This is a genomic window from Pigmentiphaga sp. NML030171 (assembly GCF_002188635.1).
GTDB lineage: Bacteria > Pseudomonadota > Gammaproteobacteria > Burkholderiales > Burkholderiaceae_B > Pigmentiphaga > Pigmentiphaga daeguensis.
The window spans coordinates 142,430-161,784 of record NZ_NINX01000051.1 but is presented as its reverse complement, the minus strand read 5'-3'; the positions used below and the strand labels follow the sequence as shown (position 1 = coordinate 161,784).

At 67.4% G+C, this 19,355-nt stretch carries 22 protein-coding genes; 7 read left to right on the top strand and 15 right to left on the bottom strand.

Features of this window, described 5'->3' with window-relative positions; all coding sequences use genetic code 11:
- Nucleotides 1-142: 142 nt before the first annotated feature.
- The 5 genes from CDO46_RS25755 to CDO46_RS25740 are packed head-to-tail and all read left to right on the top strand — an operon-like array spanning nt 143 to nt 2,992.
- Complete coding sequence (locus CDO46_RS25755; RefSeq protein WP_087781354.1) at nt 143-304, top strand: DUF1328 domain-containing protein; 162 nt, start codon at nt 143-145, stop codon at nt 302-304.
- A gap of 32 nt (nt 305-336) precedes the next feature.
- A complete protein-coding gene (locus tag CDO46_RS25750; RefSeq protein WP_087841408.1) occupies nt 337-657 on the top strand; it encodes a YqjD family protein in 321 nt (106 codons plus the stop codon).
- A gap of 54 nt (nt 658-711) precedes the next feature.
- The gene (locus tag CDO46_RS25745) at nt 712-2,097 is read left to right on the top strand and encodes a sigma-54 dependent transcriptional regulator (protein ID WP_087841407.1); all 1,386 of its coding nucleotides are present in this window, start codon (nt 712-714) and stop codon (nt 2,095-2,097) included.
- Nucleotides 2,098-2,146: 49 nt separating this feature from the next.
- Nucleotides 2,147-2,320 carry a hypothetical protein gene (locus tag CDO46_RS28765; protein ID WP_165963223.1) on the top strand — a complete coding sequence of 58 codons (174 nt, stop codon included), beginning with the start codon at nt 2,147-2,149 and terminating at the stop codon, nt 2,318-2,320.
- Between the two features lie 54 nt (nt 2,321-2,374).
- Nucleotides 2,375-2,992: a hypothetical protein gene (locus CDO46_RS25740; protein WP_243724577.1), complete on the top strand. Its 618-nt coding sequence runs from the start codon at nt 2,375-2,377 to the stop codon at nt 2,990-2,992.
- A gap of 21 nt (nt 2,993-3,013) precedes the next feature.
- On the opposite strand, the gene CDO46_RS25735 is transcribed toward CDO46_RS25740, so the two are convergent.
- The 6 genes from CDO46_RS25735 to fdxA all read right to left on the bottom strand — a co-directional run bounded on the left by CDO46_RS25735 (nt 3,014) and on the right by fdxA (nt 7,333).
- Entirely contained in the window at nt 3,014-3,301 is a 288-nt protein-coding gene (locus tag CDO46_RS25735) for a hypothetical protein (RefSeq protein ID WP_243724578.1), read from the bottom strand.
- Between the two features lie 101 nt (nt 3,302-3,402).
- Nucleotides 3,403-4,044, bottom strand: coding sequence for an endonuclease III (gene nth, locus CDO46_RS25730; protein WP_087841406.1), 642 nt, complete (start codon nt 4,042-4,044; stop codon nt 3,403-3,405).
- A gap of 40 nt (nt 4,045-4,084) precedes the next feature.
- Nucleotides 4,085-4,729, bottom strand: coding sequence for an electron transport complex subunit RsxB (rsxB, locus tag CDO46_RS25725; RefSeq protein ID WP_087841405.1), 645 nt, complete (start codon nt 4,727-4,729; stop codon nt 4,085-4,087).
- Nucleotides 4,730-4,742: 13 nt separating this feature from the next.
- Nucleotides 4,743-5,996, bottom strand: coding sequence for a polyhydroxyalkanoate depolymerase (locus tag CDO46_RS25720; RefSeq protein ID WP_087841404.1), 1,254 nt, complete (start codon nt 5,994-5,996; stop codon nt 4,743-4,745).
- Between the two features lie 97 nt (nt 5,997-6,093).
- Entirely contained in the window at nt 6,094-6,900 is an 807-nt protein-coding gene (locus CDO46_RS25715) for a ferredoxin--NADP reductase (protein WP_087841526.1), read from the bottom strand.
- Between the two features lie 109 nt (nt 6,901-7,009).
- Nucleotides 7,010-7,333: a ferredoxin FdxA gene (gene fdxA, locus CDO46_RS25710; protein WP_087841403.1), complete on the bottom strand. Its 324-nt coding sequence runs from the start codon at nt 7,331-7,333 to the stop codon at nt 7,010-7,012.
- A gap of 192 nt (nt 7,334-7,525) precedes the next feature.
- Between fdxA and panB the strand changes: the two genes are divergently transcribed.
- Complete coding sequence (panB, locus tag CDO46_RS25705; protein WP_087841402.1) at nt 7,526-8,377, top strand: 3-methyl-2-oxobutanoate hydroxymethyltransferase; 852 nt, start codon at nt 7,526-7,528, stop codon at nt 8,375-8,377.
- A gap of 2 nt (nt 8,378-8,379) precedes the next feature.
- Nucleotides 8,380-9,579, top strand: coding sequence for a nicotinate phosphoribosyltransferase (gene pncB / locus CDO46_RS25700; protein WP_087841401.1), 1,200 nt, complete (start codon nt 8,380-8,382; stop codon nt 9,577-9,579).
- Nucleotides 9,580-9,599: 20 nt separating this feature from the next.
- Here the strand turns inward: pncB and CDO46_RS25695 are convergent, their stop codons facing one another.
- The 9 genes from CDO46_RS25695 to CDO46_RS25655 form a co-directional block, all read right to left on the bottom strand.
- On the bottom strand, nt 9,600-10,310 hold the full coding sequence (locus CDO46_RS25695; RefSeq protein ID WP_087841400.1) for an ABC transporter ATP-binding protein: 711 nt from the start codon (nt 10,308-10,310) through the stop codon (nt 9,600-9,602).
- 28 nt (nt 10,311-10,338) lie between these two features.
- Nucleotides 10,339-11,085, bottom strand: a complete 747-nt coding sequence (locus tag CDO46_RS25690) for an ABC transporter ATP-binding protein (RefSeq protein ID WP_087841399.1) — start codon at nt 11,083-11,085, stop codon at nt 10,339-10,341.
- Complete coding sequence (locus tag CDO46_RS25685; RefSeq protein ID WP_087841398.1) at nt 11,082-12,128, bottom strand: branched-chain amino acid ABC transporter permease; 1,047 nt, start codon at nt 12,126-12,128, stop codon at nt 11,082-11,084. Before CDO46_RS25685 ends, CDO46_RS25690 begins: the two co-directional genes overlap by 4 nt.
- Nucleotides 12,129-12,282: 154 nt before the next feature.
- Entirely contained in the window at nt 12,283-13,152 is an 870-nt protein-coding gene (locus CDO46_RS25680) for a branched-chain amino acid ABC transporter permease (protein ID WP_087841397.1), read from the bottom strand.
- 197 nt (nt 13,153-13,349) lie between these two features.
- Complete coding sequence (locus CDO46_RS25675; protein WP_243724593.1) at nt 13,350-14,489, bottom strand: ABC transporter substrate-binding protein; 1,140 nt, start codon at nt 14,487-14,489, stop codon at nt 13,350-13,352.
- Nucleotides 14,490-14,648: 159 nt separating this feature from the next.
- Nucleotides 14,649-15,413, bottom strand: a complete 765-nt coding sequence (locus CDO46_RS25670; RefSeq protein ID WP_087841525.1) for an alpha/beta fold hydrolase — start codon at nt 15,411-15,413, stop codon at nt 14,649-14,651.
- A gap of 83 nt (nt 15,414-15,496) precedes the next feature.
- Entirely contained in the window at nt 15,497-17,086 is a 1,590-nt protein-coding gene (locus CDO46_RS25665) for a benzoate-CoA ligase family protein (RefSeq protein WP_254914688.1), read from the bottom strand.
- 79 nt (nt 17,087-17,165) lie between these two features.
- Complete coding sequence (locus CDO46_RS25660; RefSeq protein ID WP_087841394.1) at nt 17,166-18,743, bottom strand: 3,4-dehydroadipyl-CoA semialdehyde dehydrogenase; 1,578 nt, start codon at nt 18,741-18,743, stop codon at nt 17,166-17,168.
- Nucleotides 18,740-19,204 carry a DUF4863 family protein gene (locus CDO46_RS25655; RefSeq protein ID WP_087841393.1) on the bottom strand — a complete coding sequence of 155 codons (465 nt, stop codon included), beginning with the start codon at nt 19,202-19,204 and terminating at the stop codon, nt 18,740-18,742. The genes CDO46_RS25660 and CDO46_RS25655 overlap by 4 nt, the downstream gene beginning before the upstream one ends.
- Between the last annotated feature and the right edge of the window lie 151 nt (nt 19,205-19,355).

The following is a 19,355-nucleotide window of genomic DNA, read 5'->3' as shown; positions in this document are numbered from 1 at the left end:
AGTTTTCATGTAATTCTTACCTATTGCTTGCACTTGGGCCAGGGGAGCGCGGGGCGGAACGGAAACTGCGGCGGCATGGGGCCGAACACCGCGCCGGATCCGTCCCCGCGGCCCCTGGGGCAGTCTATACAAGGAGTAAGCAATGTTGCGATGGGCAGCCATTTTCTTCGTAATTGCCTTGATTGCCGCATTATTCGGGTTTGGCGGGATCGCCTCCGGAGCGGCGGAGATCGCGAAGATCCTGTTTTATATTTTCGTCATCGTCTTCGTGGTCACGCTCCTGCTTGGAGCGTTCCGACGATAGGGATGGCGTCTGGAACGTCAAAAGGAGCGAATATGGGCAAGTATCGGGTTGCGGGACTGCGCGACGTGGAGGGCGCCATCGGCCAGGTTCGGAGCCTGGTCGAGGATGCCGAGGCGCTCCTGCGGAACACCGCCGGCCACGCGGGCGGCGAACTCGAGGCGGCGCGGGCGCGGCTGCGCGACCAGTTGGACCGGGCCCAGGACCTGTTCCAGGACGCGCGCCGCAGCGCCGCCGAGTCCTACCGGCAGGCGTCCGCCCAGACCGATGCCTATGTCCATGACAATCCCTGGCGGGCGGTGGGCATCGCCATCGCGGTGGGCGTCGTCATAGGCCTGCTCGCGCCCAGGCGCTAGCCGCCGTTTCCGTCCCCCCGTTTCCAACCTCATCGTATCGAGGAGCCTGACTGCATGCCGCATGTCCTGATCGTGGACGACGAACCGAATACCCGGGCAGCCCTGGCGGAAATCGTCAGCGCCGAGGGGTTCACCAACGCCGTTGCGGGCGACCTCCGGGAGGCCCGCATTCAGATCGTGCGCCAGAGTCCCGACGTCGTGCTGACCGACCTGAAGCTGCCGGACGGCAGCGGGATGGACCTGTTCAAGGAGCTGGACCCGTCCATCCCCGTGGAGGTCATCCTGATCACCGGCCACGCCAGCGTGGAGAGCGCGGTCGACGCCCTTCGCCTGGGCGCGGCCGACTATCTCATCAAGCCGATCAACATGCAGCGCCTCAAGGCCATCCTGGACCGCATTCCGCGGGCGGGCGACCTGAAGGCCGAGATCGGTTCGCTGCGCGGCGAGCTGCGCCGCTTCGGCCGCTTCGGCCGCATGCTGGGCGGTTCTCCCGCCATGCAGGACCTGTACGACCAGATCGGCAAGGTCGCGCCCACCGAGGCGACCGTGCTGCTGATCGGCGAAAGCGGCACGGGCAAGGAGCTGGCGGCCCAGACGCTGCACGACCTGAGCCTGAGGCGCAAGCGCCCGTTCCTGGCGGTGAACTGCGGCGCGATTTCGCCCAACCTGATCGAGAGCGAGATGTTCGGCCACGAGCGCGGCAGCTTCACCGGCGCCGAGCGCCAGCACAAGGGCTATTTCGAACGTTCGCACGGCGGCACGCTGTTCCTGGACGAGATCACGGAGATGCCCATCGAGCTCCAGGTCAAGCTGCTGCGCGTGCTCGAGACCGGATTGTTCATGCGCGTCGGTACCAACCAGGAAACCGAATGCGACGTGCGCATCATTGCCGCCACCAACCGCAACCCGCAGGAAGCGGTGGCCGACGGCAAGCTGCGGGAAGATCTCTATCACCGCCTGAACGTCTTTCCCATCCATCTTCCGCCCTTGCGCGAGCGGGCCAAGGACGTCGAACTCCTGGCCCAGAGTTTCCTCGACATGCTCAACGAGACGCACAAGTCGGCCAAGGCCTTCTCGCCCGCCATGCTGGCCGACATGGCCTCGCATGCCTGGCCCGGCAACGTGCGCGAACTGAAGAACTACGTGCATCGTGCCTTCATCATGACCGATGGCGGCCTGATCGACACGGTGGCGGCGCCCATTCAACTGGCGCCTGCCGGCAAGACGGAAAGCGAGCCCATCGTCACCATACCCGTGGGTACATCGCTTGCTGAGGCGGACCGGCGGCTGATCTTCGCCACCCTGCAGCACTGCGGGGGAGTCAAGAAGCACGCGGCCGAAGTGTTGGGCATCAGCCTGAAGACGCTCTACAACCGGCTGGAGGATTACGCCGCAGACGACGCCCGCGAGGCGGACATGCAGGACGTGCCGGTTTCTTGAGCGCGCCTGCTGCCGTCGCGAAAGGCGCCAAGCGCCATGGAGCCCTGATATGTCCCCGTCGTACGCGCATTCCGTTCCCCCGGATCCTCCCGTCAAGGATCCGCCACCGGTCGGCGATCCCCCCAACCAGCCGGTGGGGGATCCGCCGGTGCCGCCGGCCCAGCAGCCCGATCCCATCGATCCCGAGCTGCCTCCTCCGCCTCCCGCGCCGCCGGGCGAATAAGGCGCGGCACGCTACGTGCTGGCAACTCCTCATCCGTGATTCGAGGAGATTGCCGTGTCGCTCATCGTCGCTGCCCGTTTCGACTCCTTTCCCGAGGCCGAGGAGGCCGGCCGCAAACTGTTCGCCGCCGGCTTTGCCCATGAGGACGTCTCCATCTTCTTCGTCAATCCCGCCGGCCAGCATGACCGCTATCCCCTGGGCGGAGACCAGGCCGCCGACCCGGGCGCGCGCAAGACCCGGCGCGGCGCCGTGGCGGGCGCTGCCCTGCTGGGCCTGCTCGGAGCCGTCATCGGCTCCATCGTCTGGCTGTATGCCGCCGGCTCCGTGCTCGCGCTGATCATCGCGGTGGGTGTCGGCGCCTACATCGGCTCGCTGGGCGGCGCACTGGTGGCCACCCGCAGCGCTTCGCGCGCCTACCGGGCCGGCCACAGCACGGGAATGCGGCGCGCCGGCGTCCTGACGGCCGTCCACGTCACCGTTGCCACCGAAGCCGCCGCCGCGCAGGTGCTCAGGGACTGCGGCGGCAAGGACGTGGAGCAGGCCGAGGGCCGGTGGCGCGACGGCGACTGGGTGGACTTCGACCCCGTGGCCGCTCCCGTCCTGAGCGACAAGGTGCAGGCCAGGCCGTCCGATGCCATGGATTCCCGGGAATCCCGCGCCATGCAGCACTGACCCCGAGCGCTACCCGGGATGTCAACGGGCGCGGGTCGCGTCGTCTTCGTCGTCGCCGGGGTGCGAGCGGGCCAGGCGTTCCTCGTCCACCACCTCGTCGGGCAGCACGTCGGCGCCGGTACGTTCTTCCTCGTCGGGGTCGACGGAGAGCCGTTCTCCCGTCCTGCTCGAATCCGTGCCGGCCTCGTCCTCGGGCAGCCCGGCCAGATCGCTGCCGGAGTCGGAGGTATCGCTGGGACCGAGTTTGCCGTTCTTGCTGCTGTCTTCCGGCAGGCTTTCGCCCGTGCCTAGCAAGGTACTGTTGGACATGGTGTGCTCCTTTTCACAAGCTTGGCAGGGGAATTGTCGCGCCGCGCGACATCCCCGCTCAAGCCTGCCGACGCAAACCGCGTACCCGGCCGCGAGCCGCCCTAGGCGGTGGCCGGCGTCTTGTCCTTGTATTCGCACAGGTCGGCGATGCCGCATTGCGGACATTTGGGCTTGCGCGCGACGCAGATGTAGCGTCCATGCAGAATCAGCCAGTGGTGGGCGTCCAGCAGGAACTCCTTGGGCACGACCTTGAGCAGCTTGTCCTCGACCTGGCGCACGGTCTTGCCCGGCGCGATGCCGGTGCGGTTGGAGACCCGGAAGATGTGCGTATCGACCGCCATGGCCACCTGCCGGAAGGCGGTGTTGAGCACCACGTTGGCGGTCTTGCGGCCCACGCCCGGCAGGGCCTCCAGCGCGTCGCGGTCGGCGGGTACTTCCCCGCCGTGCTGTTCCAGCAGGATGCGACAGGTGGCGATCACGTTCTTGGCCTTGGTCTTGTACAGGCCTATGGTGCGTATGTACTGGCTCAGCCCCTCTTCGCCCAGGGCCAGCAGCCGCTCGGGCGTGCCGTGTTCGGGGAAGAAGCGCCGCGTGGCCAGGTTGACCGACTTGTCCGTGGCCTGCGCCGACAGCATGACGGCGATCAGCAACTGGAAGGTCGACCCGTATTCGAGTTCGGTCTGGGGGGAGGGATTGGCGGCGCGCAGGCGCTCGAAGATCGCTAGTCGTTTGGCGGTGTTCATGCGGACACGGCTTGGGCCGTTGTTGTGATGAAGGACGAGGTCAGTGCGCGCGCCGGGAACGGGCCCGGGCGAGAGCGGCCTCCAGTATGGCACGCTTGCGCTCGGCCGCCTGATCGCCGGCCTGCGCTTCGGCCGGCAGGGCGGGGGACGCAGGCTCTGCCACGGCCGAACGGGCGCGCAGCCGCTCCTGGTCCTCGCGGCTCTCGCGGTCCAGCCGCGCCTGGCGACGCTGGTGGCGGGCGCGGGCCGCGGCGGCGTCGCCGTCGGTCCAGGCGCGCGCCGGTTCGACGGGCTCCATGCTGATGCAATCGACGGGACAGGGGGCCACGCACAAGTCGCAGCCCGTGCACAGGGCCGCCAGCACGGTATGCATGGCCTTGTTGGCGCCCACGATGGCATCCACCGGGCAGGCCTGGATGCACAGCGTGCAGCCTATGCAATGCTGCTCGTCGATACGGGCTACCTGCAGGGGAAGATGCCGGCCCCGCGTCTCGTCCAGGGGCAGGATGGGCTTGCCGAGCACCGCCGCCAGCCTGGCGATGCCGACATCGCCTCCGGGCGGACAGCGGTTGATGGGTACCTCGTCATCGACCAGCGCCTGCGCATAGGGCCGGCAGCCGTCATAGCCGCACTTGGTACACTGGGTCTGCGGCAGTTGCGCATCGACGAGATCGACCCGATTCACGGCTGGCTTCCGGTCAAGCCGCGTCCCGGTGCTGGCGGATGAACTCGGCGATCTGGGGACAGATGACTTCGCGCCAGCGCCGGCCCGAGAAAATGCCGTAGTGCCCGCAGCGCGGGGCGGTGAAATGGCGCTTGCGATCCGCCGGGATGCCGCTGCACAGGTCCTGCGCGGCCTGGGTCTGGCCCGACCCCGAGATGTCGTCCAGCTCGCCTTCGATCGTGAACAGCGCCACCGAGCGGATGTCGGAAGGCTTGACCAGGTGGCCGTTCACCTTCCAGACGCCGCGCGGCAGCTCGAAGTCCTGGAACACGGTGCGTATCGTGTCCAGGTAGTATTCGGCGGGCATGTCCAGGACCGCGTTGTACTCGTCGTAGAAGCGGCGGTGGGCCTCGGCATCATCATCGTCGCCGCGCACCAGGTCCAGATAGAAGTCGTAGTGCGATTTGAGGTGGCGGTCGGGATTCATGCTGACGAAGCCCGCGTGCTGCAGGAAGCCGGGATAGACCTTGCGCCCCGAGCCGGGGAAGCGCGGCGGCACCCGGTGGATGAGGGTGTTCTCGAACCAGGAGTAAGGCTTGGTCTTGGCGAGGTTGTTGACCTGCGTGGGGGACTTGCGCGGGTCGATGGGGCCGCCCATCATGATCATGCTGCGCGGCAGCTTGGGGTCGTTGTCCGAAGCCATCAGCGATACCGCCGCCAGCACCGGCACCGTGGGCTGGCACACCGAGATGACATGGACGTCCGGGCCCAGCTGGCCGATGAAGTCGCGGATGTAGTCGACGTAGTCGGCCAGGTGGAAGGGGCCGGCCGACTGCGGCACCATGCGGGCGTCGATCCAGTCGGTGACGTAGACGTCGTGTTCGGGCAGCAGGGCGCGCACGGTATCGCGCAGCAGCGTGGCGTGGTGGCCGGACAGCGGCGCCACCAGCAGCACCGTGGGGTCGGGCTTGCGCCGGGCCGCGGCCTTGCGGGGCGACACCGGGGTGCGCACGAAATGCACCAGGTTACAGAAGGGCCGGGCCGCCGCGATCTGTTCCGTGACGGTGGCCTCGGCGCCGTCGAGCGTGGTGGTGGGCAGATCCCAGGCCGGTTTCTCGTAGTCCTTGCCCAGCCGGTACAGCAGCTCGTAGCCGGCCGCCAGCCGCCGCGACAGCGGGGTGTAGGCAAGCGGGCTATAGGGATTCGAGAACAACTGGGCCGACGCATCGGCGAAGTGGGCAAAGGGCGTCAACAGGGCGCGCTGCCATTCATGTAATTGGTACAGCATCCTTGCTCCAGACCACGGGGTGGGCAATCGATTCACCAGTAAACCGATTATATTGCATTGCACAATCGGTGTGTCACGCCGGCCGCGCAACTCGGTGTCACCAATAGTTTTCCACGGCCAGATTGCCTGGTTTACCCCGCCGGGAGGCCCCGAAACCGCGTTCCGCCAGCAATTTGCGCAAATCAGACACCATTTCGGGGTTGCCGCACAACATGATGCGCGAACGCGACGGATCCAGCGTGACGCCGGCCCGGCGTTCCAGCTCGCCGCTGGCGATCAGCGCCGTGATGCGGGCATCCATGGCGCCCTCGACCCGCTCGCGCGTGACCGAGGGCAGGTAGATCAGCTTGCCCGGCTGTTCCCGGCAGAATTCGCCGAAGACCTCGTGGTCGCGCAGCCCTTCTATGGTGTCCCGGTAGACCAGTTCCTCGGCCGTGCGCACGCTGTGGACCACGATCAGATGATCGTAGGTCTCCCACACCTCCAGGTCCTGCAGGACGGAAACGAACGGGGCGAGCCCCGTGCCGGAGGCCAGCATCCACAGATCCTTGCCGCTGGGGAACGCGGCGGTGGTCAGGAAGCCGAAATTGGTCTTGTCGACGTAAAGCTTGTCGCCTTCGCGCAGGTGCTCGAGCGCGCTGGTGAACTCGCCGTCGGGCACGACGATGGAGAAGAACTCCAGGAAATCGTCGTAGGGCGCCGACACGATCGAATAGGCCCGCCAGACGATGCGGCGGCCCGACCCGTCCTCGGCGTCCGGATCCGGGCGCTCGATGCCCAGCCGCGCGAACTGCCCCGGCACGAACCGGAAGCCGGGCGAGCGCGTGGTGCGGAACGAGAAGAGCTTGTGCGGCACCCAGGTCTTGACCCAGGTAACCGTCTCGACGGTGTACTTGTCCGACATCAATCCATTAATTCCGGGCGGCGGGTTACCCCAGGGCACAGCGGATCCGGCTCCGCCGGTCCGCCAGTGCCGCCCCCTGGGGGGCGCGCGTCAGCGCGTAGGGGGGGGCCTACCTCTCTAGGAGATCCAGCTTGCCTTCCTTGTCCTTCCACTCGTCGGCGTCGGGCAGGGGCGGCTTGGTGCGCGTGATGCTGGGCCAGCTTTGCGACAGGTCGGCGTTGATCTGGATGAAATGCATCTGGTTGGCGGGGACGTCTTCCTCGGCCAGGATGGCATTGGCCGGGCATTCGGGGATACAGACGGCGCAGTCGATGCACTCGTCGGGATCGATCACCAGGAAGTTCGGGCCTTCGCGAAAGCAGTCGACCGGGCAGACATCCACGCAATCGGTGTATTTGCACTTGATGCAGTTCTCGGTCACGACGTGAGTCATAGGCGGCTCCAGGACGATGCTGGATAAAAGTTCAGGTCAGCCCATGATTTTACCGGACTCGGGCGGTTCGGCCGGCCATTCCCCTTGAAGGGCCATGGGAGTGGGCGGTGGAGGGGCGGTCTTGGGCGGGGGTAAGTCCTCTCTTGTGCTATTTTCTTCGGTTACACAACAGGCATCCCCGGAGACCGTACGATGCGATCCACCCTGAACGTCCTGCGCAAGAAGCTTGCCGCGGGGCGGAAGATTTCCATGCTGACGTGCTACGACGCCGGTTTCGCCAAGGTCATGGAGGACGCGGAGGTCGATTGCATCCTGGTGGGCGACACGCTGGGCATGCTCGTGCAGGGCAGGGATTCGACGCTGCCGGTCCTGTTGCAGGACATCGCCTATCACGTCTCCTGCGTCGCGCGTGGCACCCGGCGTCCGTTCCTGCTGGCGGACATGCCCTTCGGCACCTACCAGGAAAGCCCGCAGCAGGCCCTGCGCAACGCCGTGACGCTGATGCAGGCCGGCGCGCAGATGGTCAAGATCGAGGGCGGGGCCGAACTGGCGCCCACCATCGAACTGCTGACCCGCAGCGGCATTCCCGTCTGCGGCCACATCGGCCTCCTGCCATCCCACGTGCATGCCCTGGGCGGCTACCGCGTGCAGGGCAAGGAAGACGCCGAGGCGCGCCGCATCGTCGCCGATGCCCGCGCGGTCGAGGCGGCTGGCGCGGCCATGATGGTGATCGAGGCGGTTCCCGACCCCGTCGCCCGCCAGGTATGCGAGGCGGTGCAACTGATCACCATCGGCATCGGCGCCTCGGTGGCGTGTTCCGGCCAGGTGCTCGTCCTGCACGACATGCTGGGCCTCACGGCCACGCCCGCCAAGTTCGTCAAGAACTACATGGTGGGGGCGCCCGCCGGCGGCGATGCGGTCCTGCAGGCTTTCCGGCGCTATGCCCAGGAAGTGGAGACCGGCGCGTTTCCCGGCGTGGAGCACGTCTACGGCATGACCGCCGGCAACATCGGCACCCCCTACGGCAACCAGAGCGGTTCTTAGCCATGATCATCACGTCTTTGCTGGATACCGACCTCTACAAGTTCACGATGATGCAGGTCGTCCTGCATCAGTTCCCCGCGGCGCAGGTCGAGTACAAGTACAAGTGCCGTACCCCGGGGATAGACTTGCATCCCTATGTGGACGAGATCCGCGAAGAAATCGAGGCGCTGTGCGAACTGCGCTTCACCCAGGAGGAGCTGGACTACCTTGGCGGCATGCGCTTCATCAAGAGCGATTTCGTCGACTTCCTGAGGCTGTTCCACCTGCCCCGGCGGTGCATCTCGGTGTCCAGGTCGCAGTCGCCGGGCGAGCTCGACATCATCGTGCAGGGGCCCTGGCTTCACACCATCCTGTTCGAGATCCCGGTGCTGGCCATCGTCAACGAGGTCTATTTCCGCAACAACCACCTGGTGCCGGCCTATGCCGAGGGCCGCCAGCGCCTGATGAGCAAGGTGGAACTGGTGCGCGGCGACCCCGACCTGCGCGACTTCCATATCGCCGACTACGGCACGCGCCGCCGCTTCTCCAAGGCCTGGCACGAGGAAGTCATCATCACGCTCAAGGACCAGATGCGCGAGCATTTCGCGGGCACCAGCAACGTGTATTTCGCGATGAAGCACGGGTTGACGCCGCTGGGCACCATGGCGCACGAATACCTGCAGGCTTGCCAGGGCCTGGGGCCGCGCCTGCGCGACTCGCAGATCTACGGCTTCGAGGTGTGGGCGCGCGAATACCGCGGCGACCTGGGCATCGCGCTGTCCGACGTCTACGGCATGAGCGCCTTCCTGCGCGATTTCGACATGTATTTCTGCAAGCTGTTCGACGGCGCGCGGCACGACTCGGGCGATCCCTTCAACTGGGGCGAGCGGCTGCTGGAGCACTACAAGCAGAACCGGGTGGATCCCCGCACCAAGACGCTGGTGTTCTCGGACGGCCTGACTTTCCCGCTGGCGATCAGCCTGGCCAAGCACTTCGCGGGGCGTTGCATCACCGCCTTCGGCATCGGCACCAACCTGACCAACGACCTGAGCTACCAGCCCCTGCAGGTGGTGATGAAGATGGTCAAGTGCAACGGCCAGCCGGTGGCCAAGGTGTCCGACACGCCCGAGAAGACCATGTGCGAGGACAAGGCCTACCTGGCCTACCTGCGCCAGGTGTTCGAGATCCCGCCGGAGCAGGTGGGCGAGACCGCCGACGATTGAGCGGGGCGGCTCGCCCGGGGCTACACCCCCAGGTAGCGGCTGAGCGCCTCGGGCCGGTGGGCGAGATCCCCGGCCTGGCCTTCCAGCACCATGCGGCCCTTCTCCATCACGACCAGCCGGTCGGAATTGGCCATGACCATCCGGTAGTTGCGGTCCACCACCAGGGTGGCCAGGCCGCTGCGCCGGATGTCGCCGATCACCCGCCAGATCTCGGCCACGATCAGCGGCGCCAGTCCTTCGGTGGCTTCGTCCAGGATGACGGCGCTGGGATTGGTCATCAGCGCGCGGCCGATGGACAGCATCTGCTGTTCGCCGCCCGAGAGCTGCCAGCCCAGGTTGCCCATGCGTTCGGTCAGCCGGGGAAAGGTAGTCAGCACGCGTTCCAGCGTCCAGTCGGCCTGGCCGTCGACGCCGCGGCGCGCGGCCATGACGAGGTTTTCCTTCACGGTCAGGTTGGGGAAGATGCCCCGCCCCTCGGGCACGTAGGCGATGCCGGCCTTGGCGGCTTCGTAGGGCTTGCCGCGCGACAGGTCGCGGCCGCCTATCGAAATGCGTCCGTCGCGCTGCTTGACGTGGCCCAGCAGGGTGCGGATAAGGGTGGATTTCCCCATGCCGTTGCGGCCCAGCAGGCCGACGGTTTCCCCGCGTCCCAGGCGGAAATCCACCCCGTGCAGGATATGGCTGCTGCCGTACCAGGCGTGCACCTGGCTGGCGTCGATGAGCGCTTCCATCTGTCTTCCTTTTCTCCGGCCGCCGGGGTCAGTGGGCCGCGCCCAGGTAGGCTTCCTGGACGTCCGGGTTGTTGCGCACGTCGGCCGGCAGCCCGCTGGCGATGGGGCTGCCGTTGACCATCACGGTGATGTCGTCCGCCACCGCGAATACCGCGTCCATGTCGTGCTCGACCAGCAGGATGGCATGGCCCTGCCGCAGCCGCCGCAGCAGCTCCAGCATGCGTTCGGACTCTTCCGCGCCCATGCCGGCCAGCGGCTCGTCCAGCAATAGCACCGTGGGCGAGGTAGCCAGGCACATCGCCACTTCCAACTGGCGCTTCTGGCCGTGCGACAGGCTGGCGGCCATCTTGCCCGCCACCGCGGCCAGCCCGGCACGCTCCATGACTTCATCGGCGCGGTCCAGACTGGCGCGGCAGGCTTGGGCCGATTGCCAGAAATGCCAGGGACGCTGCGTCCGAGCCTGCGCGGCCAGCCGGCAGTTCTCGCGCACCGTCAGCGGCAGGAAGATCGTGTTGCGCTGATAGCTGCGCCCGATGCCCGCCTGCGCGCGGCGGGGTTGCGACCAGTTGGTGATTTCCCGTCCATGCAGGCGGACGTGGCCGGCCGTGGGCGGCAACTCGCCGGACAGCAGGTGGATGAGGGTCGACTTGCCCGCGCCGTTGGTGCCGATTACGGCATGGATGCGGTCGGGGGCGAGCGACAGCGAGACGTTGTCGATGGCCCTGAGCGCGCCGAAGTGGCGGCTCAGGCCCTGGGCTTGGAGCACTGCCGTCATGTCCTCTGCTCCGTAGCGGGGGTCGGGGTGGGGGAAGCCTTGTCGCCGGCTGCCGTGGCGGCGGGGGGCAGGGCGCGGGGCCGTCCCCGGCGCGGCATGCGCAGGCGCGAGAAACCTCCCGCCAGGCCCTGCGGCATCCAGGCGACGGCGAGGATGATGAAGCCGCCCATGAGCAATTGCCAGTGCTTGGTCAGATCCTGGAACCACTCCGCCAGCAGGACGAAGGCGAAGGCTCCGATCACCGCGCCCGCCAGACTGCCCAGCCCACCCAGGATGATCATCAGCAGCGCGTTGCCGGACTGGTGCCAGGACACCAGTTCGGGATTGACGTAGCCGTGCTGGGTGGCATACAGGAAGCCCGCCAGCCCCGCCAGCGCGCCGCCCAGGGTGAAGCTGGCGAGCTTGTAGGCAAGGGTGTTGTAGCCGGCCGCCCGCATGCGCGGCTCGTTGTGCTTGATGCCCACCAGCGCGTGGCCCAGGCGCGACCGCAGCACCAGCCCCAGCACGGCCAGTGTCAGGGCCAGCCCGGCCAGCGTGAACCAGTAGAACTGCGGCGCCTGGTCCAGGTCCACCAGGGCGCGCCCGGCCAGCGTGAAGGCCGGCTTGTTGTAGATGTAGGTGCCGTCGCTGCCGCCGAAGGCCTCGACGTCGTGGAACACGAAGTACACCAGTTGTCCGAAGGCCAGCGTGACCATGATGAAATAGATGCCGCGCGTGCGCATCACCAGCAGGCCGATCAGGAGCGCCAGCAAGGCGGCGCATCCGACGGCGGCCAGGAGCAGCAGCCAGCCGTTGCCCGCCTCGTAGCGCGGCGTCAACATCGCGACCGCATACGCCGCGGCGCCGAAGTAGGCCGCGTGCCCCAGGCTGACCAGTCCCGTGTAGCCCACCAGCAGCTGCAGGCTCAGCGCGAAGATCGCCATGATCAGCACCTTGGCGCCGAGCTCGACGTGGAACGGCGTGCCGACCGGCTCGGGCAGCACCGGCAGCAAGGCCAGCACCGCCAGCGCCACGATCCAGGCAAGAAGAGAAGAAGCTTTCATTCCATATCCACCGTTGCTCCCGTTGGCAGCCAGCGAAGCGCCGCTGCCACAACCCAAAATAAAAGCACTAGACCCAGGATGCGGAGGATCCGGCTCTGCCGGTCCTCTCGCATCGCCCCCTGGGGGGCGCGCGAAGCGCGTAGGGGGGGGGCCTCTAAGTCCCTTGTTTGAAGAGGCCTTCCGGTTTCCACAGCAGGATGGCGGCCATCAGCACGTAGATCAGCGCGCCGGCGGCCTGCTGCCAGAACACCTTGCCGAAGGTGTCGACGAAGCCGATCAGCAGCGAGGCCACCAGCGCGCCCTTGATCGAGCCGATGCCGCCGATGACCACGACGACGAAACAGATGATCAGCACCGATCCCCCCATGCCCGGATACACCGAGGACACCGGCGCCGCGATCATGCCGGCCAGCACCGCGATGGCCACGCCCACGGCGAAGACGATGCGATACAGCAGCGAGATGTTGATGCCGAGCGACTGCACCATTTCGCGGTTGGTCGCCCCGGCGCGCACCATCATGCCGAGCCGTGTCTTCTTGAGCGCGGCATACATGGCCACGGCCAGCAGCACGCACACGCCGGAAATGAACAGCCGGTAGATCGGGTACGTCATGTCGTTGCCGATGGCAATGCCGCCGGCCAGCCAGTCGGGCACCGGCACCCCGTGGACGTCGTCGCCCACCAGGATGCTGCGCATTTCCTCGAACACCAGGATCAGCCCGTAGGTCATCAATACCTGCTGCAGGTGCTCGCGTTCATACAGGAAGCTGAAGAAGCACCACTCCAGCACATACCCGAACGCCACCGCCAGCACCACGCCCAGCACCAGCGCCGCCACGAAATTGCCCGTCAGCGACGACAGCGAGAACGCCATGTAGGCGCCGATCATGTAGAAACTGCCATGCGCCAGATTGATCACGCCCATGATCCCGAAGATCAGCGTCAGCCCGCTGGCGATCAGGAACAGCAGCAATCCATACTGCACGCTGTTCAAACACTGAATAAGAAACGTCGTCAAATCCATCCCACACTCCGCCATCTAGATACGACAACCAGGCCAGCGTCGAACGGCATGCTCGGCTTTCCCACATGGAACCAAAACACGCCACCCCCCGCTAGCCTGGTTTTTCCCCAGGGCACAGCGGATCCGGCTCCGCCGGTCCGCCAGTGCCGCCCCCTGGGGGGCGCGCGTAAGCGCGTAGGGGGGGGCATTCCCTTGGGTTACATCCTGCAGCCCCGCGCCGGATCGGCCAGCGCCTTCACCGCCACGCCCACCAGCTGGTTGGTCTTGTTCTCGACCTTGCGCAGGTAGATGTCCTGGATGGGGTTGTGGGCCTTGGACATCGTGAACGGGCCGCGCGGGCTGTCAATCTTGGCCTGCTCCATGCCTTTGACGACGGCGTCGCGCTTGCTGATGTCGCCGCCCGCGGCCTTCAGCCCGGCGTCCAGCAACTGGGCGGCGTCATAGCCCTGCACGGCGTAGACGTCCGGCTGCAGCTTGTAGGTCTTGGCGTAGTCCGTGCGGAAGGCCTTGTCCTTGGGCAGGGTCAGGCCGTCGGCGTAGTGCAGCGTGGTCAGCAGGCCGTCGGCTGCCGCGCCCTGGGCCTCCAGCGTGCCGTCGGTCAGGAAGCCGGCGCCGTACAGGGGGATCTTGTCCTTCAGGCCCGCCGCGGCGTAGTCCTTGACGAACTTGACCGCGCCGCCGCCGGCGAAGAACACGTAGACCGCGTCGGGCTTGAGCGCGGCGATCTCGGTCAGCAGCGCCTGGAATTCCACGTTGGGGAAGGGCAGGTTCAATTGCTTGATGACCTTGCCCCCCTTGGATTCGAACCCCTCCTTGAAACCGTTGGTGGATTCGTCGCCGGCCGCGTATTTCCAGCTGAGCGTGACGGCGGTCTTGTGCTTGAGCTGGGTGGCGGCGACCAGGCCCATGGCGTAGGCCGGCTGCCAGTTGCTGAAAGACGAGCGGAAGATGTTGGGCGCGCACAGCGGGCCGGTGACGTCGTCGGCGCCGGCGTTCGGGATGATGAGCAGCGTCTTGTTGTCCTTGGCGACCTTGGCCATGGCCATCGCGACGCCGGAGTGGACGGTGCCCACCAGCACGTCGACCTGGTCGCGCTTGACCAGCTTGTTGGCGTTGTCCGAGCCCTTGGCCGGATCGGATTCGTCGTCCACCTTGAAGTACTCGATCTCGCGCCCGGCCAGTTTGCCGCCCTGTTCCTGCACGTACAGCCGGAAGCCGTTCTCGATGGCGGTGCCCAGGGCGGAATAGGTGCCGGTGTAGGGCAGCATGAGGCCGACCTTGACCTTGCCGGGCGCCTGGGCGCCGGCGGGCACCGCCAGGCACGAGGCAGCCATCATGGCGGCGGCGAGGACGGTGAATTTGCGTTTGGAAGCGTTCATCGCGAGTCTCCTGGTGGGCGGCCATGCTGCGTGGTCGGCTGCCCTGTTCTTGGTGGAAAAGGCCGATGCGCCATGCGGATGCGCATCGTTGCGGCGTCCGGCAAGCCGGACAGGGTGCTACGTGCGGTGGCGCCGCATGAACGCCACGCTTGCCTCGATCAATCGGGCGGGCTGGTCGCGGTGCGGCGAGTGGCCGCAGTCGTCCAGCTTGAGCAGTTCGGCATGGGGAACCTCCTGGGCGATGCCGTCTATCTGGGCCATGGAGCCGTATTCGTCGTCATGGCCCTGCACCGCCAGTACGGGACAGCGTATGGCGGACAGCAGCGCCTGGATGTTCCAGTGCTTGAATTCCGGGTTCAGCCAGACGTCGTTCCAGCCCCAGAAGGCCGAGTCCGGGTCGGCGTGGTAGCGCGCGAGCTTGCTGCGCAGGTCCGTCGTTACGTAGCCGTCGCGTGCCTGCTGGATGCTGGCCAGCGTGACGGGTTCGACGAACAGGTGGGGCGCGGCCACGATCAATCCGCCCACGCGGCCGGGCCAGGCCGCCGCGTGCAGCAGCGCGATCGATCCGCCGTCGCTGTGCCCGTACAGCCAGGGCGGATCGGCCCGGGTGTCGTGGCCGACGGCCTCGAAGAAGGCCGGCAGGAAGTCGCGCGCCTGGCGGTGCATGAAATCGACCGGCCATTTTTCGTGCGCGGGACGCGGGCTGGACCGGCCGTAGCCCCAGCGCGACAGGACCAGTCCCCGGCAGCCGGCGGCCTCGCACAGCGCATAGGGGAAGTCCTTCCACATCGTGACCGATCCCAGGCCTTCGTGCAGGAACACGAGCAGGGGCTGCCGGGTTCGCTGGGGGGCGATGAGCACGTACTCGATGTCGTGCCGCATGCCGTCCCAGGAGACGTCGGCGAACCGTACGGGCAGATCCTCGGCGATGCCCGAGACGGCGGCGTTCAACGGGGCGCGCGAGTTCATGCGTGGACTCCCTGCGACGCGGCCTCTTGTTCGCGCAGGCGGAAGCGCTGGATCTTGCCGGTGGCGGTCTTGGGCAGGTCGCCGACGAATTCGATCTGGCGGGGATACTTGTGCGGCGCCAGCCGCGACTTCACGAACGCCTTCAGGTCGGCGGCCAGCGCATCGCTCGCCTGCTGGCCGGGCTTGAGCACCACGTAGGCCTTGGTCTTGGTCAGGCCTTCGGCGTCGGCCACGCCGATGACGGCGGCCTCCAGCACGGCCGGATGCTGCACCAGCGTGGCCTCGACCTCGAAGGGCGAGACGTACTGGCCGCTGACCTTGAGCATGTCGTCGCTGCGGCCCGCGTAGGTGTAGTAGCCGTCGGCATCGCAGCTGTACTTGTCGCCGCTCCTGGTCCAGGCGCCCAGGAAGGTCTCGCGGCTCTTGTCGCGATTGTTCCAGTACATCAGCGCCGAACTCGGACCGCGTATGTAGAGGTCGCCGATCTCGCCGACCGCCACCGGCTTGCCGTCCTCGCCTCGCAGCTCGACCTCGTAGCCGTCGACCGGCTTGCCCGTGGTGCCGTAGCGCACGTCGCCCACGCGGTTGGAAATGAAGATGTGCAGCATTTCGGTCGAGCCGATGCCGTCGATGATCTCGCAGCCGAAATGCGAGGTGAAGCGTTCGCCGATGTCCTGGGGCAGGGCTTCGCCGGCAGACGAGCACAGGCGCAGGGCGACCTGGTCGCGCGGCGGCAGCGCGGGACTGGCGAGCATGCCGGCATAGCCGGTGGGCGCGCCGCAGAAGATGGTGGGCCGCAGGCGGGTGAGACGCTCGAAACAGGCTTCGGGGGTGGGGCGTTCGGCCATCAGGACCACCGTGGCGCCCACGCTGAGCGGAAAGGTCAAGGCATTGCCCAGGCCGTAGGCGAAGAACAGCTTGGCGGCCGAGAACACGGTATCGTCTTCGCGCATGCCCAGCACGGGCTTGGCGTAGAGCTCGGCCGTCCAGTAGGGGTTGCCGTGGGTGTGCACCGTGCCCTTGGGCTTGCCGGTGGACCCGGACGAATACAGCCAGAACGCGGGTTCGTCGGCAAGCGTGGGGGCAGGCGCCGCGAGCGGCTCATGCCCGGCCAGCAGGTCGTCGAAGTCCAGCGTGCCGCCCGCTTCGCCGTCTGAGCCATCGCGCGAGACGACGATATGGCGCACGCCGTGCCGGCACGCGCCTAGCGCGGCGGAAAGCTTGGGCAACAGGGCGCGGGAGACCAGCGCGGCGCGGGCGCGGCTGTGTTCCAGCATGTAGGCGTAGTCGGCCGGCGTGAGCAGCGTGTTGACCGCCACCGGCACGATGCCGGCATAGAGCGCGCCCAGGAAGGTGACGGGCCAGTCCGTGCAGTCGTTCATCAGCAGCAGGACGCGGTCCTCGGGCCGGATGCCCAGGCCAAGCAAGGCGCCGGCCGCGCGGCGCACTTTTTCGTCCAGTTCGCCGTATGTCAGCCGGCCGCGATCGTCGATGTAGGCGGTCTTGGCGGCGCGCTCGGCATTGATCGCCAGCAGGTGGCCGGCGAAATTGAATTCCGGCGGTGGGGCGGAGCAATCGGCAGGCATGATGGTCTCCTCGTTCATGCAATAAGGCGCGAAATCGCCGGCGGCCTCTGGTCGGGCCTGGCGCCGGCGGGCTCTCGTGTCAATGTCCTGGGACGCCCTCCGGCGCGGTGCCGTCCAGAAGGTCCGTCACGGCGGCGGCGGCCTGGACGGCGGCGCGGCGGTGATAGAAGCCGAGGGCCCGCAAGCCGCCCAGTTCCTCGCCGCCGCCGGCCCGGCCGGGGCCGCCGTGCAGCGACATGGGCATGACGTTGCCGTGGCCGGTATGGACGGCTGCCACCTCGGGAGTCACGACGTGCACGCGTCCATGGCTGTCGGCCAGCGCCAGCGCCGCATCGGCGGCCCGCGCGGTATCGGCCGTGTAGAGGGAGGCCACCAGCGATCCCTGCCCCAGGCGTATCTGGGCCAGCGCGTCGGACCATCCGTCATAAGGCAGCAGCGTGGCGACCGGACCGAACACCTCGGTGTCGTGCACGATGCAGGCGGCCTCGCGGCGGCCGGCGCCCAGCAGCGTCGGGCCGACACAGGCGGCCACGGCCGGGTCGGCATCCACCAGCGGGGCCGCCGAACCGTCGTGCAGGACGTCCGCGTGCCGGCGCAGGGCCGCGGTGCCAGCCCGCACGCTCTCCCATTGCTGGCGGCTGGCCAGCGCGCCCATGCGGACCGTTTCGTTGCGCGGATTGCCCACGGTGATGCGCGACAGTTTCGCGGCGATGGCCTCGCCCGCTGCCGCGTAACAGGACGCGGGAACGAAGATGCGCCGGATGGCCGTGCATTTCTGCCCCGACTTGACCGTCATTTCACGCACCACTTCGCGTACCAGCAGATCGAAGGCCTCGGAGCCGGGCTGCGCGTCGGGCAGCAGCAGGGCGCTGTTCAGGCTGTCGGCCTCGATGTTGACTCGCACCGAGCGGCGCACGACGGCATCGTGCGAGCGTATCGCCGAGGCGGTCTCGGCCGAGCCGGTGAACGACACCACGTCGAACGGCTGCAGGGGCGACAGCAGCCCTTGCGCGCTGCCGCAGACGACGGACAAGGCGCCGGCCGGCAGAATGCCCGCGGCGATCACGTCGGCGACCATCGCCTGCGTCAGCCACGCGGTGGCGGTGGCCGGCTTGGCGACGACAGGTACTCCCGAGAGCAGCGCCGGCGCGGCTTTCTCCCACAGGCCCCAGGCGGGGAAATTGAAGGCGTTGATGAACAGGGCGAGGCCGCGCGTCGGCACCTGCACGTGGCGGCTGCGGAACGCGCCGTCCTTGGCCAGGGGAACGGTCTCGCCATCCGGCAACCAGTGCGTGCCGCCCAGCGACGCGCCCCAGCGGGCGTATTGGCCCAGCGTGAAGATGGCGCCGTCGATGTCGACGGCGGAGTCCTGCCTCGTGGTGCCGGAGTTGGCCAGCGCGATGTCGAAGTAGCGATCGCGGTTGGCCTTGAGCACGTCCACGATGCCGGACAGCAGGCCCGCGCGCTGCGCATAGGTCAGGGCGCGCAGCGCGGCGCCGCCTTCGTCGCGGGCGTAGGCATAGGCTGCTTCCAGGTCCAGTCCGGCGTTCGAGACGCGGACCAGCTCGGTGCCCAGCACCGGGTCGAAGAGCGGTGTGCCGGGGCCGCCGCCGGTCTGCCAGCGGCCCGCCAGGTGGTTGGGAAGAAGTTCGCTCATGATCGGGTGAATTCGATGGCGCCGTCGGGCAGCAGATACAGGACCAGCGCGCGGCCGCCCGCGACGGTGGGGCGATGGGCGCTGCCGGGCGGATAGACCTTCCAGCCCGCCGGCGTGCCGTCGAAGCGGGCGCCGGCCGTCTGGGGCATGACCATGTCTATTTCGCCGTTGGGATGGACGTGGTGGGGGCCGGCCAGGTCGGTCATGTCGACCACGTCCACCGAGAAGCCGGCGGAGCCGGGCCCGGGCTTGACCACCCGGCCGTAGCGCACGCCGCCGGCTTCCCGGTTGCACAGCCAGCCCTCGTCCACGCCGGCTTCACAGGCGCGGGTCATGTCGCGGAACCAGTCCGAGCCGGGGCCGTGCTGGCGGTTGAGGTAGGCCTCGAGCGCGGCGTCCACGGGGCGGCCGGCAATGGACTGGGTTATCGTCTTTACCAGGGATTCAAATGAATCGCGCATGAACTCGTCTCCTCAGGCATACTGAACTTCATGTCGCCGCATTCTTGATCATGAAGTATCGTGCATGTTCATGTGTCGAGACAATACGCGGCATGCTTGGGTCGTGTCAAAAAGAATCTGCATCCTGCGGGTAAATCCCAGGGGTGCGCAT

Bases quoted from the DNA above. Each gene is read 5' to 3' on its own strand.
- CDO46_RS25755 (WP_087781354.1), top strand. From the start codon at position 143: ATGTTGCGATGGGCAGCCATTTTCTTCGTAATTGCCTTGATTGCCGCA.
- CDO46_RS25750 (WP_087841408.1), top strand. From the start codon at position 337: ATGGGCAAGTATCGGGTTGCGGGACTGCGCGACGTGGAGGGCGCCATC.
- CDO46_RS25745 (WP_087841407.1), top strand. From the start codon at position 712: ATGCCGCATGTCCTGATCGTGGACGACGAACCGAATACCCGGGCAGCC.
- CDO46_RS28765 (WP_165963223.1), top strand. From the start codon at position 2,147: ATGTCCCCGTCGTACGCGCATTCCGTTCCCCCGGATCCTCCCGTCAAG.
- CDO46_RS25735 (WP_243724578.1), bottom strand. From the start codon at position 3,301: ATGTCCAACAGTACCTTGCTAGGCACGGGCGAAAGCCTGCCGGAAGAC.
- nth (WP_087841406.1), bottom strand. From the start codon at position 4,044: ATGAACACCGCCAAACGACTAGCGATCTTCGAGCGCCTGCGCGCCGCC.
- CDO46_RS25720 (WP_087841404.1), bottom strand. From the start codon at position 5,996: ATGCTGTACCAATTACATGAATGGCAGCGCGCCCTGTTGACGCCCTTT.
- CDO46_RS25715 (WP_087841526.1), bottom strand. From the start codon at position 6,900: ATGTCGGACAAGTACACCGTCGAGACGGTTACCTGGGTCAAGACCTGG.
- fdxA (WP_087841403.1), bottom strand. From the start codon at position 7,333: ATGACTCACGTCGTGACCGAGAACTGCATCAAGTGCAAATACACCGAT.
- panB (WP_087841402.1), top strand. From the start codon at position 7,526: ATGCGATCCACCCTGAACGTCCTGCGCAAGAAGCTTGCCGCGGGGCGG.
- pncB (WP_087841401.1), top strand. From the start codon at position 8,380: ATGATCATCACGTCTTTGCTGGATACCGACCTCTACAAGTTCACGATG.
- CDO46_RS25695 (WP_087841400.1), bottom strand. From the start codon at position 10,310: ATGGAAGCGCTCATCGACGCCAGCCAGGTGCACGCCTGGTACGGCAGC.
- CDO46_RS25690 (WP_087841399.1), bottom strand. From the start codon at position 11,085: ATGACGGCAGTGCTCCAAGCCCAGGGCCTGAGCCGCCACTTCGGCGCG.
- CDO46_RS25685 (WP_087841398.1), bottom strand. From the start codon at position 12,128: ATGAAAGCTTCTTCTCTTCTTGCCTGGATCGTGGCGCTGGCGGTGCTG.
- CDO46_RS25680 (WP_087841397.1), bottom strand. From the start codon at position 13,152: ATGGATTTGACGACGTTTCTTATTCAGTGTTTGAACAGCGTGCAGTAT.
- CDO46_RS25675 (WP_243724593.1), bottom strand. From the start codon at position 14,489: ATGATGGCTGCCTCGTGCCTGGCGGTGCCCGCCGGCGCCCAGGCGCCC.
- CDO46_RS25670 (WP_087841525.1), bottom strand. From the start codon at position 15,413: ATGCGGCACGACATCGAGTACGTGCTCATCGCCCCCCAGCGAACCCGG.
- CDO46_RS25665 (WP_254914688.1), bottom strand. From the start codon at position 17,086: ATGCCTGCCGATTGCTCCGCCCCACCGCCGGAATTCAATTTCGCCGGC.
- CDO46_RS25660 (WP_087841394.1), bottom strand. From the start codon at position 18,743: ATGAGCGAACTTCTTCCCAACCACCTGGCGGGCCGCTGGCAGACCGGC.
- CDO46_RS25655 (WP_087841393.1), bottom strand. From the start codon at position 19,204: ATGCGCGATTCATTTGAATCCCTGGTAAAGACGATAACCCAGTCCATT.